Origin of the sequence: Siminovitchia fordii DSM 16014 = CIP 108821 (assembly GCF_000374565.1) — a bacterium.
Classification (GTDB): Bacteria; Bacillota; Bacilli; order Bacillales; family Bacillaceae_C; genus Siminovitchia; species Siminovitchia fordii.
Genome location: NZ_KB894688.1, coordinates 77,347 through 97,006 on the forward strand (window position 1 = coordinate 77,347; position 19,660 = coordinate 97,006).

Consider the following 19,660-nt stretch of genomic DNA (forward strand, 5'->3'; position numbering starts at 1 on the left):
CTAGTTCCCCTTTCTCCCTGGCACGAAATTTCTATTTACGTTTCAGATTTTACCGTTTAGGTAAAATGAATTATATACTCATATTTTTAAGAAGCGTTTGACAGATATAAAGCTACCCCATGCACCGATAATGACACCGATCAACAGCATCAGTCCAATTAATTGGTATACAAATGGACTATACGAAAGCGGTTGAATGACCTGATTCGGAATACGCGAAGCCAAAAAGTCGTAGGCATAATAGTAACCTGCCGCCACAACTGCAATCGGAATAATCGCACCGATCAATCCGAGCCACATGCCTTCAAAGAGAAACGGCCAGCGTATGAACCAGTTCGTAGCTCCTACCAGTTTCATAATCTCAATTTCTCTGCGTCTTGCAAAAATAGTGATCTTAATAGTATTTGAGATTAAGAACATTGCTGTAAACAGCAATCCGACAATCAGAACAAGACCGATGTTACGGCTTGTCTTTAGGGTGTTGAATAATTTTTCGACTTTTTTCTCCCCATAGAGCGCTGAGTCAACAAAATCAAAAGAGCTGATTTTTTTTGCAACAATAGGCGTGTCCGTCGGCCTTTTCGTTTTAACAATAAAGACATCATGCAACGGATTTTCCTGCTCATACAGCTTCCAGTCTTTTCCCATTGTTTTGATCAAATGGTCCAGTTCCTGCTCTTTGGATGAAAAAGTAACTGATTCCACCTGATCGATTTCTTCAATTTTTTTCTTGAGTGCATCTTGGTCGTGCTTTTTCGCTGTCAATTCAATATGCGTACGAATTTCGACATCATTCTCAATATCTGTGGCAAATTTATTCATATTCAGCATGATGACGAAAAAAACACCAACGAGCAGCAATGTAACTGTAACTGCGCTTGCAGAGGCAAAGGTCATCCATCCATTGCGGCGCAGACTTTTGAAGCTTTCTCCCAGATGGCGCCGAAACGTCCTAGCTTTCATAACCATATTCCCCCTGCTGTTCATCGCGGACAATGATTCCATTTTCAATGGCAACAACCCGGTGCTTGATCGTATTTACGATTTCGCGGTTATGGGTTGCCATAATGACAGTAGTGCCTTGTGCATTGATTTCTTCCAATAAATTCATAATCTCCCAAGAAGTTTCAGGATCCAAATTCCCTGTGGGCTCATCCGCTATGACGACCTGTGGATTGTTGACAATTGATCTTGCAATCGAAACCCGCTGCTGTTCGCCGCCGGATAGCTCGGATGGGAGCATTCGGACTTTATGTTTCAAGCCGACCAGTGCCAAAACTTCCATGACTCTTCTTTTAATCTCCTTGGGTGGATGTTCTGTAACTTCCATTGCAAATGCAACATTTTCAAAGACTGTAAGAGTAGGAAGCAGTTTAAAATCCTGAAAAACTACTCCGATGTTACGTCGTAAATGTGGTACTTCTCTATTCTTAAGTTTTGACAAGTCCACTCCATTGACAATGATTTTCCCTGAAGTAGGTCCTTCTTCCCGGTACACCATTTTAATAAAGGTTGTCTTCCCAGCACCGCTGGGACCTACTACGTATACAAATTCACCTTGGTTAATCAGGATGTCCAAACCGTTTACAGCAATAATACCGTTCGGATATTTTTTGCTTACATCCTGCATTTCAATCATACAAACCACCTTACTCCTTCTAAATCAATCATTCGCTATGTATTTGCGCAACATTGTAATAAGGTGAAATTCCTCATGACAAGCAAAAGAAAATATATTTCCAATCAAAGCGCGGATTATCCAGATTCCGCAGATTATGAAAAACTCGTCAAATTATATCGAAATTTAAACCCAGACCTATTATAACACTTGGGGCTCATAATTTAAGGTACATTTATATTACATTTGTGTTTCAAAATGTCATATTACGGTAATATTCGAGATGAATACCCATAGTGTGAAAAAACTTCCTTCCCTGTAAAAAATCTCCGAAACAAACAATATTATTAACAAGCAGTTTTTCGAGAAATACGATCAATAAATTTACAGCAGACTGCCAATTTTTTAAAAAACGACAGTTGGGTATAAAGACCCACAAAATAACAACTCACTCTCTTTTCTATTGGCGATTATTATATTATGTGTCTTAATACCTACTTATCCCCAAAAAAAAAGAAAAGCCGATTCATTTTCAGCTTGTCCCTTTTGAAAATAAAATTACTTTTTCTCCGCCAGCCATGCAGCCACTTTGTCTGCATCATCACCTTTGATAATACCTGCTGGCATTCCAGGTCTTCCATTTTCGATTACATCGTGAATTTCATCTTGGCTTAATGAAGCGCCGATTTTGTCAAGTGCAGGACCATTCCGTCCTTCCAGATTTTCACCATGACAACTGGAGCAATTTTGTTGGAAAATTGCTTCTGCATCGTTCGTAGCTGTTTCGCCACCGCCTTCATTTCCTCCGCCAGCGTTATCGTTGTCATTGCCGCCTCCACCGCAGGCAGCAAGCCCGATGGCCAATCCAGCACTCATTACTAAAGTCCACACTTTTTTCTTCAAGGTGTATACATCTCCTTTTTAAAAATGGTGCTCCTTTAGTATACCAATAAACATGTTTTTTTAAACTGATTAGACCATCAAGCTTCCCATATATATGGAAAAGAAGTGACAATTATTGGAGTGTATTATAGACGTGAACGCAAAAACGCGTTAATGAATACATCAATGTCGCCATCGGTCACCGCCTGAACGTTTCCGACCTCTGTATTTGTACGGTGATCCTTCACCATAGAATATGGATGGAATACGTAGGACCGGATCTGGCTTCCCCATCCGATTTCTTTCTGTTCTCCTCTGATGTCAGCCATCTCTTTTTCTTTTTCTTCAATTTCACGCTGATAAAGCTTGGCCTTAAGCATCTTCATCGCACTCTCGCGGTTTTTGATCTGTGACCGTTCATTTTGGCACGTCACAACAATTCCTGTGGGCAAGTGTGTAATACGCACAGCTGAATCTGTTGTGTTTACGTGCTGTCCCCCGGCACCGCTGGAGCGGTACGTATCAATTTTCAAATCTTCGGTTCGAACCTCAATTTCAATGTCTTCATTGAACTCAGGCATGACCTCACAAGATACGAATGAAGTGTGACGTCTGCCGGAAGAGTCGAAAGGAGAAATCCGCACAAGGCGATGGACCCCTTTTTCAGATTTCAAATACCCGTAAGCATTGTGTCCTTTAATCAGGAGGGTCACACTTTTGATTCCGGCCTCATCTCCTGGAAGGTAATCGAGAGTCTCAACTTTGAAATCATGCTTTTCCGCCCACCTTGTGTACATGCGGAGAAGGATCGATCCCCAATCTTGGGACTCCGTTCCTCCAGCACCAGGGTGAAGCTCCAAAACAGCATTATTCTTATCATAAGGTTCGCTCAATAGAAGCTGTAATTCAAACTGATCTAGATTTCCTTTGAATTCTTTCAAGTTATTCCCAAGCTCAGCCTCAAGGTCTGAATCCCCCTCTTCCTTGACAAGCTCATGTGTGACCTCAAGGTCCTCCTGGCTTTCAAGAAGCTCTTTGTATTGTCCAACCAAATCCTTCAATGCGTTGGCTTCATTAATCACGTTCTGAGCAGCCGACTGGTCATCCCAAAAGGTTGGATCGGCCATTTGTTCTTCCAGTTCAGCAATTCTCGTCTCTTTTTCCTCTAAGTCAAAGAGACCCCCTAAAGTCAGCTAATCTCTTAGCCGTATTTTCCAATTCACTTCTAATTTCAAAAAGTTCCATACTACCACCTCAGATGTTTTGTTTTTAATTCATGCAGTTGGCCGATTGATTAACCAAGACGGCCGTGGCAATGTTTGTATTTTTTACCGGAACCGCAAGGGCACGGATCATTACGTCCGACTGTTTCTTTTCGGCGGGCAGGCTTCCTTTTCACTTTGCCGCCTTCTTCTTTCGGGTTGACAGCCTGCCCTTTGGCTACTTCTTCACGTTGCAAGTTATTGCGGATTTCCGCTTTCATGATATATTTTGCAGCGTCTTCCTCTATGGAAGCCACCATATTTTCAAACATGTTAAAGCCTTCGTTTTGATACTCCCGGAGCGGATCAATTTGTCCGTATGCACGCAGATGAATTCCTTGACGCAACTGATCCATTGCATCGATGTGATCGATCCATTTCGTATCTACGGCTCTTAGGAGGATAACTTTTTCGAATTCACGCATTTGTTCAGTTGTCAGCTGCTCTTCTTTTTCATCATAGCGGACTTTTACCTTATTAAAGATAATCTCCGACATTTCTTCAGGCTCCCTGCGTTTCAAATCATCGACTGTAATATCCCCTTCCGGAAGCAGGTTCGCATTGACATAATCAATGATTCCCTGCAGATTCCATTCTTCTTCCTCCTCATGGCGAGGTGTATGGGCATCAACAGCACGCTGGATGACGGTTTGAATCATCTTTTCCACGATATCGCGTAGATCTTCCGAACTCATGACCTCATCACGCTGTTTGTAGATGATTTCCCGCTGCTGCCTTAAGACATCATCATATTGAAGCAATTGTTTACGGGCGTCAAAGTTATTTCCTTCAACACGCTTTTGTGCGGATTCGACAGACTTGGATACCAATCGGCTTTGAATCGGTTCCGAGTCATCCATTCCGAATTTTTCCATCATTGATTTAAGATTGTCTGTTCCGAAACGACGCATCAACTCATCTTCCATGGAGAGATAAAATTGAGTAACCCCCGGATCACCCTGACGGCCGGAACGACCCCTGAGCTGATTGTCGATCCTTCTGGATTCATGGCGTTCTGTCCCGATGACGGCCAAACCGCCTAATTCCAGAACGCCTTCTCCCAACTTAATATCCGTTCCCCTTCCGGCCATGTTGGTTGCAATGGTCACTGCACCTTTATTCCCGGCTTCTGCAATAATTTCCGCTTCGCGCTCATGATTTTTAGCGTTTAATACATTATGCGGAATTTTTCTTTTCTTAAGCAGGGAACTGATCAATTCGGAAGTTTCAATTGCTACCGTACCGACAAGAACAGGCTGCCCCTTTTTATGGCGCTCTGCGATATCATCCACGACCGCCTGGAATTTCCCCTTCATTGAAGCATAGATCAGATCCGGACGATCATCTCTGATAATAGGTTTATTCGTAGGAATCGCAATGACGCGCATATTGTAAATGTTGCGGAATTCTTCTTCTTCCGTTTTTGCAGTACCCGTCATCCCGGCGAGTTTTTCATACATCCGGAAATAGTTTTGGAAAGTGATTGTTGCCATTGTCATGGACTCATTTTGAATTTCGACGCTTTCTTTTGCTTCAATGGCTTGGTGAAGACCATCGCTGAAACGGCGGCCTTTCATAAGACGGCCGGTGAATTGGTCAACGATAACGATCTGGCCATCTTCCACTACGTAATCGATATCCTTATGCATGCTCACATGGGCTTTTAATGCCTGGTTAATATGATGGTTGAGCGTCACATGTGAAATATCAAAGAGATTATCTATATGGAAAGCCCGCTCTGCTTTGTTTATCCCTTCTTCCGTCAGTTGGACGCCTTTCGTCTTTTCATCGTACGTATAGTCTTCTTCTTTTTTCAATGTATTTACAAATGCATTTGCCTGAAGGTAAAGCTGAGTCGATTTTTGAGCTTGGCCGGAAATGATGAGCGGCGTCCGGGCTTCGTCGATTAAAATCGAGTCCACCTCGTCAATAACGGCAAAGTGAAGCGGCCTCTGGACACGTTCTTCCTTATAGAGCACCATGTTGTCACGCAGATAATCGAAACCGAATTCATTATTCGTTCCGTAAGTAATATCCGCTTCATACGCTTCTTTTTTCTCCTCCTTGGTCATGCTGTTGAGATTAAGTCCAACAGTCAGTCCAAGAAATTCGTATAATCGGCCCATCTCCTCGGCATCACGGCTGGCAAGGTATTCGTTCACAGTAACGACGTGAACGCCTTTACCAGTCAACGCATTCAAATAAACAGGAAGGGTCGCAGTCAACGTTTTACCTTCACCTGTTTTCATCTCGGCAATGTTTCCTTCATGTAGTGCAATTCCACCCATCAATTGGACAGGATATGGATAAAGGCCGAGTACACGGCGAGCCGCTTCCCTGACTACAGCGAACGCCTCGACAAGCAGGCTGTCAAGGGGTTCTCCTCCAGCATATCGACTCTTAAACCGCTCGGTTTGTTCTCTAAGTTCTTCGTCCGATTTTTGCTCCATCTGGGAGCCTAGCTTTTTGATCTCCGCTGCCATTTTATCAAGACGACGTAATTCACGTGTGTTTGAGTCAAATAATTTAGTTATGAAAGCCATCATTTTATATATACTCTCCCTTTATTGATCAAATACGGGCGACATTTTACTTGTATGTTTTTCATGTGCGTTAGCTCGCATCATCTTTATATTTTAACATTAATTTTTACTTAAAGACAATAACATGGGAGAAGCGGCCTAAGCTTTTGGGGGAAAATGGGTATAATGACGTCTGGGTACGTTTGGTAGGTGATTCGCAGATCTTTGAATTGAATGAAAGGTGGTATGGTCATGGGTATTGCTGAGGAATTCCTATTAAATTCGCTGGATCCTGTCTTTTATGAAAAATATGGCTGATACTTATCGATGGGCTTACATGAGCCGGAACTATAGGGTTATACTACGAGGTGTAAAAGTTCCTTTGGAGATTGCATGAGCCGCACACTTATTTGAACGTATTCGCTTGGGGAATGCACGAACGCCATAAGGATTCCCATCAATTAGATACCCATCAAAAAAGCACGCGAACCTTTAAAAGGCGGCGTGCTTTCTTAATTTATTCATTCAGCTTGTTTCAATTAGCCCATATTTTCCATCTTTGCGTCGGTAAACAATATTTGTTCCGTTTGTTTCGGCATCAGTATAGATGAAAAAGTTATGACCGAGCATGTTCATTTGTAGAACAGCCTCCTCACTGTCCATCGGTTTCAGGTCGAAACGTTTAGTACGGACAATTTTCAATTCTTCTTCATCCTCATTTGTTTCCTTAGCCGCTCCGTTCACTCCATTCGCAAACAATTGTTGTAAATCACCTTTTTCACGGAATTTACGATTTACTTTTGTTTTATGTTTGCGGATTTGACGTTCAAGCTTATCGACAATCAAATCTATGGCAGCATACATGTCATCGTTTACTTCCTCGGCTCTTAGAACGAGCTGCGGAAGCGGAATTGTTACTTCAACCTTTGATTTTTTATCAGGGTTTACTTTTAAATTAACATGCACATTTGCATCAGGAGTTTCGATGAAATATCTCTCTAGTTTGCTCACTTTCTTTTCTACGTGATCTCTAATTGCCTCAGTTACCTCGATGTTCTCACCGCGGATTTGATACCTTAGCATATAAACTCCTCCTTTAAAGGCTATGTATATATACTTCTATATCGTATCGCGGAATCCTGCAAAAAAAAGCGAAAGATTTTGTCGAAATCTTGAGAAAGGGAGCGATTCATGTACTCACTGTTATGGAGAAATAAAGATTCTGGCAGAGAGCGGGATATCATTATTGTCTTTTATCATAAAATACCCCGTCATTCTGCACCTTCGTATATGGATTCGTGTATCGCGCCGCAGATGTCTTTTTCAGTTCAATCGCATTAAGATCCCGTATGATATTCTTATTGAGATCTTCAAGCAAAAATGCCAATTCTTTATTTAGCTTCAGAAGATCCTTGCCGGCAGCTTGTTCCTGAGCTGAGAAAGGAGGGTTGATTGCAGGAAGCAATTCCTCTCTTTGAGCAAGGAGATCCTCTATGCGATCAATGGTTTCTTCACGTTTGGTCTCATCCATGTTCTTAATCCCTTCAATCAACATCTTTGTAATAGAGAGGCATTCCTGTACGGTGCTCATCGGTTCACACTTTCCTGTGGAGAATGCTGAAGCTGCCTGTTTAACTGAATCACCTGTTTCCAGGCGTCCCTAAATTCGGTCATAATTTCTTCGACTTCTTCAAGAATGGAAATATCCTGCTTAAAATTCGCTTCCATCAAACGCCTATTTGAATACTCGTATAAGGAGCGCATATTTTTCGAGATTTCGACATCCATATTTAGAGTCAACATCAATTCGCTTACAATATTTTGCGCCTTTTGGATGTTCGTGTTCCTATTTTCTATTTCTTTATTTTCTATTGCATGCTTGGCTAAATTGATAAATTTAAGACATCCATTATACAGCATCAGTGTTAATTCTCCCGGGGAAGCAGTTGTGACTGAATTGTTTTGATATGCTTCATACGGATTCCTGCTTGCCATATCTCCACTCCTAACTAAAAAGTCATAAAACAATTTTATACCTACATTCCTCCAAATTGTTGCATCAGGTAAAGGGCTTGATCATTTGCCCTCTGGATAGCTTTTTCCATAGCAGTAAATTGCCTCCAAAGACGTTCTTCCTGAATTTTCAACCTGGCTTCAAAGCTGTCGATATTTTTATCAACAGAAATCAATTCCCTTCCTAGAGTAAACTGCTGGTTCGTCATTGAAGGGCGGCCAGCTCGATCCTGGAGCTTCGTGATTGACTGGTTCACCGAATCATAGAGCTTATGAACGATACCACGATCCGAGTCGTTTGTTCCAGTACCCCTGAATAGATTTTCTACAGCGTCAGGATCTTTTTCAATGGCTTCTTTTAGCTTAGCCTCATCGATTACCAATTTCCCACCTTCAAGATAATCAGCTGTTGTCGTAATGCCGATGGCAGATAGTTGATTAAACATGCCGTTTGTTTCAACGGAGCTGTACATATCCAAGCGCATTTGTGACAAAACACCGGATAAAATGGGATCACCTTTCAACAGTCCACTTCTGGCTACTTCCTCCCATTTCTCTATCTGCTTGTCAGACAATTCTTCCCGTTCGTCATCAGTAAGCGGATGGTAATTTCTGTTCCGCTCTTCATTCAGCTTTTTATTGATATCACCAATCAGCGAGTTATATTGATCGACGAAACCTTTGATCGTATTCATTACACCTTCTGAATCGTTGGAGACGTTGACAGAGATTGGGTCAGTAAATGTTTGTTTTAGTGTAAAAGTGACACCATTAATACTGAATGTGTTGGAGGCTCGCTCCGTCTCAAGTCCATTGATCGTGAATTTGGCATTTTGACCGCCCTGTTCAACACTGTTTTCGAAGTTTAATATTTTGTTCATTATCCCCCCGGAAAAAAATATTTCATTTTTCTCATCAACAGTGTTAAAATCCCCTGTTTCTTTTCTGGTCATTGTAATCTGTTTTGTATGTTCATCATAAAACATGGTGACACCAGCAGAGGATTCATTTACCTTTCGGATAACATGATTCAAAGAATCATTTCCGGTAACAAAAATTCTCTCATTGACTTTTCCCTTTGAGGTATAGGATCCCACTTCAAAATGAGTGAAATTTTGGCTAAAAGTTGTTGATATTTTTGTTCCTTCCGGAATTTCTTCAGGAGGAAGCTCAAACAAAATGTTCCCATTTGCAAGATCTACCCTGCCAAGCACATCATCGCCATTTTTCAGAACTCCAAAGCCGTTTTCATTCGTCCCATCCCATACATAACTAACCGCGTCATCACCTTCACCCACTGTTACTGAAAGGCTGGCTAAGGCACCTCTGCCGAGACTGATCCGATTCTGATCTTTACTGAGGGTATAATTGACGGTTTTTTCTTGAATGGCATAATCCAGTTTTACAGAACTGCCTTCCTGGATTTTTTCACTATCGTTAAACGTCAGTTTACCATCTTTAAGTAAGATTTCCCCTTCTTGGGGGTCTCCTTCAGTTATGACAGTATATGATTTCCCGTCTACACTAAACGTGCCTGGAACGATTTCCTTTCCATTCAGATTTAAATCTATTTGACCATTTTTGACCTGAGCTGTTTTTGTTTCTACAACACCTGTTTCCCATTTAACATCGGGTGAGTCTTTCAATTGGCTCCAAAAACTTTCCTTTGAATCAATATTAACTGGATCACTTACCCTATAAGCAGCCGATGCCAATTGTTCAACCTTTTCGAGTGAATACGAAGCCTGCGCAGCTCCACTAGTCACTGTAGCCGATACTTTTGTCTCATCTGTGGAAGACACCATTCTTGTCCGATAATTACTAGTGAGCTTCAATTGCGCCAACCGGTCACGGAATCCGAGCAACATGGTGTTGATGCTGCGGTAGTCGTCCCGTTTCCATTCAAGAATCTGTTTCTGTTGTTTCATTTTATCAAGGGGTATTCGTTTTACCTTCATCATGTCCTTGATGATCTGGTCAATGTCCATACCGCTTGCCAAACCGCCTATACGCATGTGTTACGTCACTTCCTTTATTTTTTCTATATTTTTTTATCTACAAGAATTCCGATAGCATCCGCTATTGCCGCAAACATATCAAGAAGTTTTTTGGGCGGGATTTCCCTTACAACTTCCTCAGTATCTTCATTTACGACTTTTACGTAATATTTATTTAATTGGTCATGATACTCAAATTTTAAATATTGCTTCGATGTTTTTAAGTGGCTGTTCGCAAACGCTACCGCTCTTTCAAGCAATGCTGTCGCGTCTTTTTCCGAAAGCTCGTATGATCGTTCTTTCGATGTATTTGACTCCCGGTAAGACTCACCGATACCGATTACAGAGCGTGCAGGCATCACAGCACCATTTACTGGAAGCCCTCCTCCGATCGATCCAATCATCCTCTTTCTCTCCTTCGGCAAAAAATAGATTCTTACAAGTATTATCGGTTTAAATCTGAATTCCTTAATAAAAAATCTCTTGAAACCTGTGAGAAATGCCCATTTTGCTTTTCCACCCTTGATTCCAATGCCCTTTTTCCGGGGCAATGCATAGGATAGGTTGAACATTTTTAATAAAAGATGAGGGGGACCTGAATTGAATCATTATTATCAAACAGATCCATATGGATATCATGAATATCCAATGTTGTCAATGCAGCGTGGAGATGAAAGAATCTGGGGAAGTCCATGGGGATGGGGATATTGGGGACCCTTCTTCAGACCGTGGGGATTCGGCTTTGGCTTTCCTTTCTTCCCATTTTTCTGGTAACAGATAATTTAAAACCGGACAGAGATTTGTTGTCCGGTTTCGTCAATTTCCCAGGAAATGCTCGATTTTTGTCTTATCTTCATCCATTCATTTATTAAAAATGTACTATAATATAATCACAATATATTGGGATGTGAAGAATGATGAATCGGATTGCCCTATCTTGGAGCGGCGGAAAAGATAGCTGCATGGCCCTTCATGAATTGACAGGACAAGGTGAAGAAGTTGCATGTCTTGTAACGACTGTTCCGCAAGAAACCGGAAAAACTTTTGCCCATAACGAGGATATAAAAAATATTCAAGCACAGGCAGATTCAATTGGAATTCCACTAGAATTAGTCCGATGCAGATACGATACATATTCCGAGGATTTCTTGGAGAAATTAAAAAGGTTAAAGGTGGAATATAGACTGGACTCCATTGCATTTGGTGACATGTATCTGGAGGGCCATAGGGAATGGGGACAAAAGCTTGCGTATGAAGCAGGCTTGAAAGCAATCTATCCCTTATGGTCAAAGAAAACGGAAATGCTGAAGGCTTTGAGCAAATTCGTAAATTCCGGCTATAAGGCCGAAGTTATCAAGGTCCGGGAAGATTTACTTCCGGCAGATTGGGTTGGCCGTCCATTGGATGAAACTTTTATAGAGGATATATGTAAAAAAGCTGTCTGCCCTATGGGTGAATCTGGCGAATATCATACATTCGTATACGACGGCCCATTATTTAAGAAAATGATTATACTTAACCCTTCCAAATAATGAATCCGTTTATTTAAGGTCGAGCGGGGAAAAAGAAACATACAAAATTAAAGGAGTGATAACTTATGAACAAAAACAAAGCTATGTTAACGGGCTTGGCTCTTGGAGCTGCGTATTTGATGAGAAATGAAAAGTCCCGAAACAAATTGATGACTCAGTTTAAAAGTCTAGGAACCGCAAAGAAATCTAAATAACGATGATGGATAGGTGGGTTTAATACCCGCCTTTTTATTTAATAGAAAGTCAGTCCTTCTAACATTCATATCCAAAATGTCGGGTAGCACCGGTCGCCACGCAAGTTATTAATGATCAACGCAAAGAAAACCACAATAAGAGAGCCGATTAATACAGGTGAGAATAAAAAGCTCCAGTCATAATCCCCCATCATTACAACAAGAGGATTAGCACCTGCTGGAGGGTGTGTTGTTTTTGTCAGCATCAATGCGGCAATAGCCAGACCAACGGCCAAACCAATAGCCCAGGATTCATTGCCTAGTAAGTGATAAATAGCCAAACCGACAGATGTCGAAATCAGATGGCCGCCTATGATATTTCTTGGCTGTGACAACGGGGCGTTCCAAACTCCAAATGCCAGAACACAGCTTGCACCAAATGGTGCCATTAACCACTCCGTTGAAGTCGCACCTGTCAATATGGCTAAAACAAAAATGGTTAAAAATCCACCGAACAACCCCGTTATGGTATCCTTTACATTTATCTTTAAAGGGTTTACACCTGCCCCACGCATTTTAGAGACATATGGAAAAAGTTCCAAATGTGTTCCCATCCGACCTGTGACTCTTCGACCTTCCATTTTTTCTCTCCTTCTCTCCAAAGATATAGCAAAAAATTAATTTATAAGTTTATGTAGACTCTTATGGCTTTTTTGTTTCTTTTGAACGTGGAAAAGGCGATATGATAATGTGATCGCACCGATGCCCAAACCAATTATTAATCCTAGCCAGTATCCAAATGGACCCATGTTTCCTAAAACGGCCAACACATGTCCCGCAGGCAGTCCGATAACCCAATATGAACCTATAGACATAATGAGTGTCACATTTACATCTTTATATCCGCGGAGCGCACCTTGAATGGGCGATTGAAATGCATCGGAAAGTTGAAAGAAAACGGCATACAGTAAAAATTGGGCCGTCAAATTTACCACTTGCTGTTCATTACTGTACAACTCTGCCACCGGGATTCTAAAGATAAATAAAAACGTACCTGATAGCAATGTCATCAATACTGCGACACCCAATCCGAGCAAGGTGTAGGAACGGGCATCCTTAAACCGCCGGGCTCCCGTCTCAAATCCAACCAAAATTGTCAAAGCCGTCGAAATACTCAGCGGAAGCATATATAATAGATAGGCAAAATTGAGAGCAGCCTGATGAGCAGCAATGACAATCGTTCCAAACTGACTCATCAATAAGGTTACAGCCGAAAAAATACTAATTTCCAAAAATATTGTTACTCCGACCGGAACCCCTATAATAAGAATCTCCTTCCACTTTCCAAAGGAAAACTTTTCAAATGATTTGAAAATCCCGTAAGACATAAAAGGCTTTGATTTATGAGTAGTCAATATGGTCAGTAATGTAGACAGCCAGTAAGTAAGAGCAGTTGCTGCTCCTGCCCCTATTCCGCCCAATTCATAAAACCCGAATTTTCCATATATCAGAACATAATTGAGATTGATATTTACGGGCAGTGCGAGGAGCGTAATCAGCATGGTCACGTTTGTTTTTCCCAAAGCATCCATAAACCCGCGCAGACCGCAATAAATAAAATAAGGTATAAACCCTGCAGCCAGGCTTAATAGATAATATTTGGTTACATACCGAGCATCTTTTTCCAGATTCATTAGGTCCAGTAAAGGATTTAAAAAAAGCATACCCAATATATAAATAATCAAAGACAAAACGATTCCAATATAAATTGTTTGAACAACATATGAAGGAACTTTCGCTGTTTCCTTCCTCCCCAATAAATGGGCAATAATGGGAGTAACAGATAAAAGAATCCCGCCTACCCCCATCTGGATTGGAACCCATAGGGATGAACCGACAGCCACGCCGGCCAAGTGTGTGGCTGAGTAATTACCGGTCATCATGACATCAAAGAAGCTCATGGAGAAAGTCGCAACATTGGCAATCAGAATCGGGCCCAATAGGATAAAGAACTGGTTCAATTTTTCTCTTAAACTAACCGTCTGCTCTATAGCGGCTCTCCCCTTTGTAAAAACTCTTGAAAAGAGAAGTGAGACCCTCACTTCTCTCATCATGAACCTTATTCGTTTGAAAACCAGCCTACAGGTTCTACTGCAAGGTTAACATTGATTTGCTTGATCTCTTGGAAATCTTCCAATCCGTAAGTCCCAAGACTGCGTCCAATTCCACTCTGTTTGTAGCCGCCCCATGGTGCTTCCACGTACGTTGGGTGGTAAGAATTCACCCAAGTGATCCCTGCACGTACTTTTTTGATAACACGCATCGCTTTTGCTCCGTCGTTAGAGAAGACACCACCGGCAAGTCCATAATCTGTATCATTTGCAAGTTTAATAGCTTCTGCTTCGTCTTTGAACTTTTGGATTGTTACAACTGGTCCAAAAATCTCTTCCTTGACAATTTTCATATCAGAAGTGACATCTGTGAATACAGTCGGCTCAATGAAGAATCCCTTGCCCAAACCGTTCTCAGTCAAACGGCGGCCTCCGCAGGCAAGTGTAGCCCCTTCCTCTTTTCCTATTTCAATGTATTTCAAGATCGTATTCATTTGGCTCTCACTATTGATGGCCCCCACCTGGGAAGTCTCGTCCAATCCAGGTCCGACTTTAATTTGTTTGGCTCGTTCAACATAGCGTTCTACAAATTTATCATAAATGCTTTCTTCAACTAGAATTCGGCTTCCGGATGAACATACTTGGCCGGCTCCAAAGAAAATTCCGAACAAGGCATAATCAACCGCTGTTTCAAAATCCGCATCAGCAAAAATAATATTTGGAGACTTCCCTCCCAATTCCAGGGAGATTTTCTTCAAGTTGCCTGCAGCAGCTTTCATGATTTCTCGTCCAACTTCCGTGCTACCAGTAAAAGAAACAAGATCGACGTCTTTACTTTCCGCGATTGTCTGTCCGACAACTGATCCTCGTCCCATGACAAGGTTGACTACTCCCTTCGGCACACCGACTTCTTCAATGATTTCAACCAATTTCATGGCTGTGATCGGGGTCGCTTCAGCCGGTTTGTAAACGATTGTGTTACCTGCAGCCAACGCCGGAGCAATTTTCCATACACTCATCAAAAGAGGGAAATTCCATGGGACAATAAGTCCGGTCACTCCAACAGGTTCCTTGACCACCATGGCTTGGACATCTTCAGGCACTTGATATGTCTCACCTTCGGGTGCCAAAATCAATCCTGCATAATAACGGAAGCAAGTAGCAGCGTCGGCAATATCAAACTCCGCTTCTGCTTTCAGTTTTCCGTTATCCATGACCTCAAGTGTGACAAGCTCCTCAAAATTCTCATCTATTTTATCTGCAATTTTATTTAAATAAGAGGCACGTTCGTGAGTTGTCAGATCGGACCAGACGCCGCTTTCAAATGCTGCCCTCGCTACCGCTATCGCTTCCTCGGTTTCTTCTTTTGTAGCTCTTGGAGCTGTAGCAATAACCTCTTGATTTGCAGGATTGATAACCTCGTTAAGATCTGGGTTTACAGAATCTTTCCACTCACCGTTAATATAATTTTTTAATTCGATTACTTCGACTTTTACTGTCATTGTTATCCACCTCGTATGTTGTTATATTTTTAAAACAAGTTTTTCTTCCTTCGCTCTCGAACAGCATGTTAGAATACTATTTCTTTCAGCTCTTTCTTTATCGCTGAAAAAGATATCGCGATGGTCTACCTCCCCTGATACTACGTCCACTTCACATTGTCCGCATCCCCCGGCCTTACATGAATAGGGTGCCTCTATACCTGCTGCTAACAGTGCTTCGAGTAAAGTTTGCTCTTCAGATACTTCAATCAACTGGTTGTCTACCTCGACGACAAACGGATTCTTTGGTCCTGTGTCATTAGCAAATAATTCAAAGTGAATAGATTTTTCCGGGTAACCGTACGACAGAGCAGCTTCTTTATATTCAGCAACCATTGAAACTGGCCCGCAGAAATAAACATGGCTTCCAATTCGATGATCTTTCATTGTTTCAGGTGTCATTCGAACAGGCTGCTCACTTCTTGAGAAGTAGAAAGTACATTTACCTCGATAATTTTCATTTAAATAATCATAAAAGGCACATTGTTCCTTTGTTCTTGCTGCATAATGCAGCTCGAATGTTTTACCTTGGGCTTCCAAATCAGCCATCATCGTCAAAAATGGAGTAATCCCGATTCCCGCAGCGTAAAACACATGATGCTTAGCGTGAAACCCTAATGTAAAATGGTTTTTCGGCAAACTCGTTTTGACGATATCACCTACTTTTATATTGTGATGCCAATAAACGGAACCGCCTCTTGAATTAGCATCACGATTGATGGAAATGGAGTAGTGAGTCCGATCAGTTGGATTGCTTACAAGAGAATAGTCCCTTTCGATGATTCCATCCCCTGCATCGACATACGTAGTAATATGTGCACCGCCGGTAAAGGCAGGAAGTAATTTTTGATCTGCAGGATAAAGGTAAAATCGCTTGACGCTCTCAGTTACCTGTTCGATCTTTTCTACAACCATTTCAATGTTTCCATAAACTCTCAACACTTTGTCTCAGTCCTTTCTTACGCTTGATAGTTGGGGTTAAATGGATATCCGATGTAGCCTTTACGGACTTTTGAGAAAAATGGCCCTACTTCCATATGAGCGCTGCAGTGCGGGCACTGGACTTCATCATCGTAGGTAGTTTCGCTTGTGTTGTAGCATTTAATGCAATACACGTAACGTTTTGTAGGGCCGTATATGATTACCTGAATTTCATTTTCTGTAAAGCCTGCTTCCACAGCTTCGGTGAAAACCGTAACGGCATGATCCCAATCTGATGCAATATACAACTGGGTGCCCATTTTTTGACTGTAAAGGAGAACACGCAAATCCTGAAGATTGATAGAATCTTTTATTTCAAGTGTTGCAATATCTCCCTGGACATCTGTGTCCAATGCCTGTTTGATGTCTTCTACAGCTTTTTGATCAAAAATGATGAGGTGCTTTCTTCTTTTACTATTAATAGAAAGTTCATCTTTAATTGTTTCTGATTGATCATACAATACTGGATTACTATACAAAGTGCTCCTCCCTTTCTACTTGGTTTTATGGTTGTACCTTCATACTCTCAATCAAGTTTTTCAGGTATTCGACTGACTGAGGCAAAAATGGTGCCATGCCTTTGTATTCCGCCATTTCATCTGGAATATCCGCAAGGTTGAAATATGTGATTTCCAGCCATTCAGGTCTTTTCACAAGATCTTCAAGAGGTAGAAATTGAGTATCAAGGACAAACAAAATTGCATTGCTTCGCGGCATGCGTATGAACCATTGCTCTTCTACCCGGAGATGGACAAGTTTTCCTGCATTTTCGCTTGTCACGTTATCTCTTTGCGGGCCCCAGATGTCAAATGTTTCATAATTTACATCCCAGCGGTCAGCCATCAGGTTCCAATTGACCCTTGTCCTTGGTGCACCCGGTTCTATCGTCAACAAAAACTTTCTTATTCTGTCGGTCAGATGCACTCCATCCCGACTTTTAAATGGCACCGGCGCATGTATTTCATTAAAACTCATACCAAGATTCCAGTTTGGAGAGAACAATGCAGCAAAGGATTCTTGTGCCACTTCAAGATAAAAGTTATCATCTCTATTGACCATTAACATATAGTCATGATGGAAATGGCGGCCAATCATATCATAAGGTTCACGTGTAATACTGGACTCATCTCCGAAAGTAAACTTTTCAGTTTCTCCAAGGATATGGTTGGTAAAAGTCCAGTGATCTCCGTCTTTTTCAACACTGAAGTGCTCCGGATATTTGTCTATAGCTAAACCAATAATTAATTCAACAAACTCCCATTGCATTTCCATCGTATGTGGGAATGACTGATAGCGGACATCAGGCTGCTTCTCCAACATAGCCCGCTTCCTTCTAATTTGTGCTTCATATTCCGGAGTGATTTTCATAAAATTCACCTTGTCCTCGGGCAGTGCAACCAGGTCGTTGGAATAGCGGTAAGTCTTATCTTTATAATTTACAAATGGGAATGTAAACATATCCAGGTTCGTAGATTTATACAACTGATTTTCCTCCTTTTAACTTCCTGTCTCTTTTAACGTTTCATTTAACAAGGTTTGCTTCATATCAGGAAAAAATTCCACTTCACTTTTAAGCCCCAATATTCGTGAAGCTAATGCCAAATACTCGACCTTTTTGTCTTGGTCAACTATTTCTGAGGCTATTTCTTTCAACATAAGAATGGGTTGGCGGGTCAACTGGCTGGAAATCATCTTTGCAAATTTATGAATGATCTGCCTATCCCTATCCGTTAGATCCGGAAGCTTATTTTCAATTTTCCTTATGGCTTCAGCCTCTATTTGTGAAGCGTTTTCCAGCAATTCCCGTATAAGGACAGTGACCGGAAGAGTTTGTTTCCAGCAATTAAATTCAGCCAATTCCTTTTTAATCATCAGCCTAACCTTATGCGATTCTTCCATTCTACGTCGATTGTTGGAATCGATCACTCCATTTAGATGGTCCATATCATATAAGAGAACGTTATCAAATTCAGCTACATTAGGGTCCACATTTCTGGGTACCCCCAGATCAATCAGATAAATAGGGTGATTTCTCTTTGACACGGGCTCCATCATATCTGATGAACGCAGCAGATAGTCTTTTTTGTCAACGGAACAGATAAGGATATCGATCCTATTTATTAATCCAAAGCTCTCCTGTAACGAGCACGCGCTTCCATTAAATAGGACAGCCAATTCTGCCGCCTTGTCAAAGCTACGGTTTGCAAAAAGCAATTTGCAACCCTCCGCCTTTAGATGCCTGGCAGCTAATTTCCCCATTGTTCCCGCACCAATAATCAATGCTTGTTTTTGATCTATGCAGGTAATCTTCTGTTTGAGAAGTTGAATCGCTGCATAACTTACCGAAACTGCCTGCTCTCCAATTCCTGTCATTGTATGAGCACGTTTGCCGGCGGTGATTGCCTGCTTGAATAGGCGATTGAGTACTTTCCCGGTACAACCGTTCTCTTGACTCTTGAAAAAAGCTTCCTTTACCTGCCCTAATATTTGCGTTTCACCTACCACTAAGGAATCCAGGCCACATACTACTGAAAACAAATGGATGACAGCTTCATCGTTCACTTTTACATACAAGCTCTTCGCAGCATGCTTTGAGTTTATTCTTACCTCTTGAAGGAGAAGATTTGTTATCATTCCTTCCGCCAAGGTTGGACAAGCTGTTTCAACATAAATCTCTGTCCTGTTACAAGTACTAAGCACTACGCATTCGGAAATGTCGAAGCCCGAGGTCAATTTTATTTCGAGATATTTTTTCTCTTCATGGTTGAAATGAAGCTGCTCCCTTACGTCCAAAGAAGCGCTTTTATGATTTAAACCAACAAGCAAGACTGCCAATATATCCTTCCTTTCAGTTGATTTTCTTTTAGAAGCAGGCAAGTTAGGAAAGAATGGAATACACGGATACAAATTGCAAATACTGTGCCAACTTTTGAATAAGAAGTAAATGCCCAACTTATCAGACCTGATCCTTTATAGGACTGGAATTTCAATTTCATTTTTTAAATTTCAATTCAAAAACGAAATTTTA

The 19,660-nt window shown here is 41.4% G+C and carries 20 protein-coding genes; 3 read left to right on the forward strand and 17 right to left on the reverse strand.

What is annotated here, in order from left to right; genetic code table 11:
- Positions 1-78: 78 nt before the first annotated feature.
- The 10 genes from ftsX to C509_RS25490 form a co-directional block, all read right to left on the reverse strand.
- Positions 79-963 (reverse strand): permease-like cell division protein FtsX, encoded by an 885-nt coding sequence (ftsX, locus tag C509_RS0107745; protein ID WP_018706348.1) that lies wholly within the window; start codon positions 961-963, stop codon positions 79-81.
- A complete protein-coding gene (gene ftsE, locus C509_RS0107750) occupies positions 953-1,639 on the reverse strand; it encodes a cell division ATP-binding protein FtsE (RefSeq protein WP_018706349.1) in 687 nt (228 codons plus the stop codon). The genes ftsX and ftsE overlap by 11 nt, the downstream gene beginning before the upstream one ends.
- A gap of 537 nt (positions 1,640-2,176) precedes the next feature.
- Positions 2,177-2,521, reverse strand: coding sequence for a cytochrome c551 (gene cccB / locus C509_RS0107760; protein ID WP_018706351.1), 345 nt, complete (start codon positions 2,519-2,521; stop codon positions 2,177-2,179).
- 125 nt (positions 2,522-2,646) lie between these two features.
- Positions 2,647-3,745 (reverse strand): peptide chain release factor 2 gene (gene prfB, locus C509_RS0107765; protein ID WP_154654370.1). Its coding sequence is split into 2 segments (ribosomal slippage): positions 2,647-3,672 and positions 3,674-3,745, totalling 1,098 coding nucleotides; the frame shifts between segments, so codons are not numbered across the junction.
- A gap of 49 nt (positions 3,746-3,794) precedes the next feature.
- Positions 3,795-6,308 (reverse strand): preprotein translocase subunit SecA, encoded by a 2,514-nt coding sequence (gene secA / locus C509_RS0107770; protein ID WP_018706353.1) that lies wholly within the window; start codon positions 6,306-6,308, stop codon positions 3,795-3,797.
- A 501-nt stretch (positions 6,309-6,809) separates the two neighbouring features.
- Positions 6,810-7,367, reverse strand: a complete 558-nt coding sequence (hpf, locus tag C509_RS0107775; protein WP_018706354.1) for a ribosome hibernation-promoting factor, HPF/YfiA family — start codon at positions 7,365-7,367, stop codon at positions 6,810-6,812.
- Positions 7,368-7,527: 160 nt separating this feature from the next.
- A complete protein-coding gene (gene fliT, locus C509_RS0107780; RefSeq protein ID WP_018706355.1) occupies positions 7,528-7,875 on the reverse strand; it encodes a flagellar protein FliT in 348 nt (115 codons plus the stop codon).
- On the reverse strand, positions 7,872-8,279 hold the full coding sequence (fliS, locus tag C509_RS0107785) for a flagellar export chaperone FliS (RefSeq protein ID WP_018706356.1): 408 nt from the start codon (positions 8,277-8,279) through the stop codon (positions 7,872-7,874). The genes fliT and fliS overlap by 4 nt, the downstream gene beginning before the upstream one ends.
- Before the next feature lie 41 nt (positions 8,280-8,320).
- Positions 8,321-10,312 carry a flagellar filament capping protein FliD gene (gene fliD, locus C509_RS0107790; protein ID WP_018706357.1) on the reverse strand — a complete coding sequence of 664 codons (1,992 nt, stop codon included), beginning with the start codon at positions 10,310-10,312 and terminating at the stop codon, positions 8,321-8,323.
- 26 nt (positions 10,313-10,338) lie between these two features.
- Positions 10,339-10,698, reverse strand: a complete 360-nt coding sequence (locus tag C509_RS25490) for a flagellar protein FlaG (protein ID WP_018706358.1) — start codon at positions 10,696-10,698, stop codon at positions 10,339-10,341.
- A gap of 196 nt (positions 10,699-10,894) precedes the next feature.
- Here C509_RS25490 and C509_RS26065 point away from each other — a divergent pair, with 196 nt between their 5' ends.
- From C509_RS26065 to C509_RS27205, 3 genes are all read left to right on the forward strand, one after another.
- Entirely contained in the window at positions 10,895-11,068 is a 174-nt protein-coding gene (locus C509_RS26065; protein ID WP_154654371.1) for a hypothetical protein, read from the forward strand.
- 140 nt (positions 11,069-11,208) lie between these two features.
- Positions 11,209-11,826 carry a Dph6-related ATP pyrophosphatase gene (locus C509_RS23625; protein WP_018706360.1) on the forward strand — a complete coding sequence of 206 codons (618 nt, stop codon included), beginning with the start codon at positions 11,209-11,211 and terminating at the stop codon, positions 11,824-11,826.
- Between the two features lie 65 nt (positions 11,827-11,891).
- The gene (locus C509_RS27205) at positions 11,892-12,020 is read left to right on the forward strand and encodes a hypothetical protein (protein ID WP_018706361.1); all 129 of its coding nucleotides are present in this window, start codon (positions 11,892-11,894) and stop codon (positions 12,018-12,020) included.
- A 65-nt stretch (positions 12,021-12,085) separates the two neighbouring features.
- On the opposite strand, the gene C509_RS0107815 is transcribed toward C509_RS27205, so the two are convergent.
- The 7 genes from C509_RS0107815 to hemA all read right to left on the reverse strand — a co-directional run bounded on the left by C509_RS0107815 (position 12,086) and on the right by hemA (position 19,467).
- A complete protein-coding gene (locus C509_RS0107815) occupies positions 12,086-12,640 on the reverse strand; it encodes an HPP family protein (RefSeq protein ID WP_018706362.1) in 555 nt (184 codons plus the stop codon).
- Between the two features lie 36 nt (positions 12,641-12,676).
- Positions 12,677-14,050, reverse strand: a complete 1,374-nt coding sequence (locus C509_RS0107820) for an MATE family efflux transporter (RefSeq protein WP_026319760.1) — start codon at positions 14,048-14,050, stop codon at positions 12,677-12,679.
- Between the two features lie 68 nt (positions 14,051-14,118).
- On the reverse strand, positions 14,119-15,612 hold the full coding sequence (locus tag C509_RS0107825; RefSeq protein WP_018706364.1) for an aldehyde dehydrogenase family protein: 1,494 nt from the start codon (positions 15,610-15,612) through the stop codon (positions 14,119-14,121).
- A 21-nt stretch (positions 15,613-15,633) separates the two neighbouring features.
- Positions 15,634-16,593, reverse strand: coding sequence for a PDR/VanB family oxidoreductase (locus tag C509_RS0107830; protein ID WP_245542449.1), 960 nt, complete (start codon positions 16,591-16,593; stop codon positions 15,634-15,636).
- Positions 16,594-16,610: 17 nt separating this feature from the next.
- The gene (locus C509_RS0107835; RefSeq protein WP_018706366.1) at positions 16,611-17,111 is read right to left on the reverse strand and encodes a dimethylamine monooxygenase subunit DmmA family protein; all 501 of its coding nucleotides are present in this window, start codon (positions 17,109-17,111) and stop codon (positions 16,611-16,613) included.
- A gap of 25 nt (positions 17,112-17,136) precedes the next feature.
- Positions 17,137-18,114 (reverse strand): heme-dependent oxidative N-demethylase family protein, encoded by a 978-nt coding sequence (locus tag C509_RS0107840; protein ID WP_018706367.1) that lies wholly within the window; start codon positions 18,112-18,114, stop codon positions 17,137-17,139.
- 15 nt (positions 18,115-18,129) lie between these two features.
- Positions 18,130-19,467, reverse strand: a complete 1,338-nt coding sequence (gene hemA / locus C509_RS23630; RefSeq protein ID WP_018706368.1) for a glutamyl-tRNA reductase — start codon at positions 19,465-19,467, stop codon at positions 18,130-18,132.
- Positions 19,468-19,660: the final 193 nt, after the last annotated feature.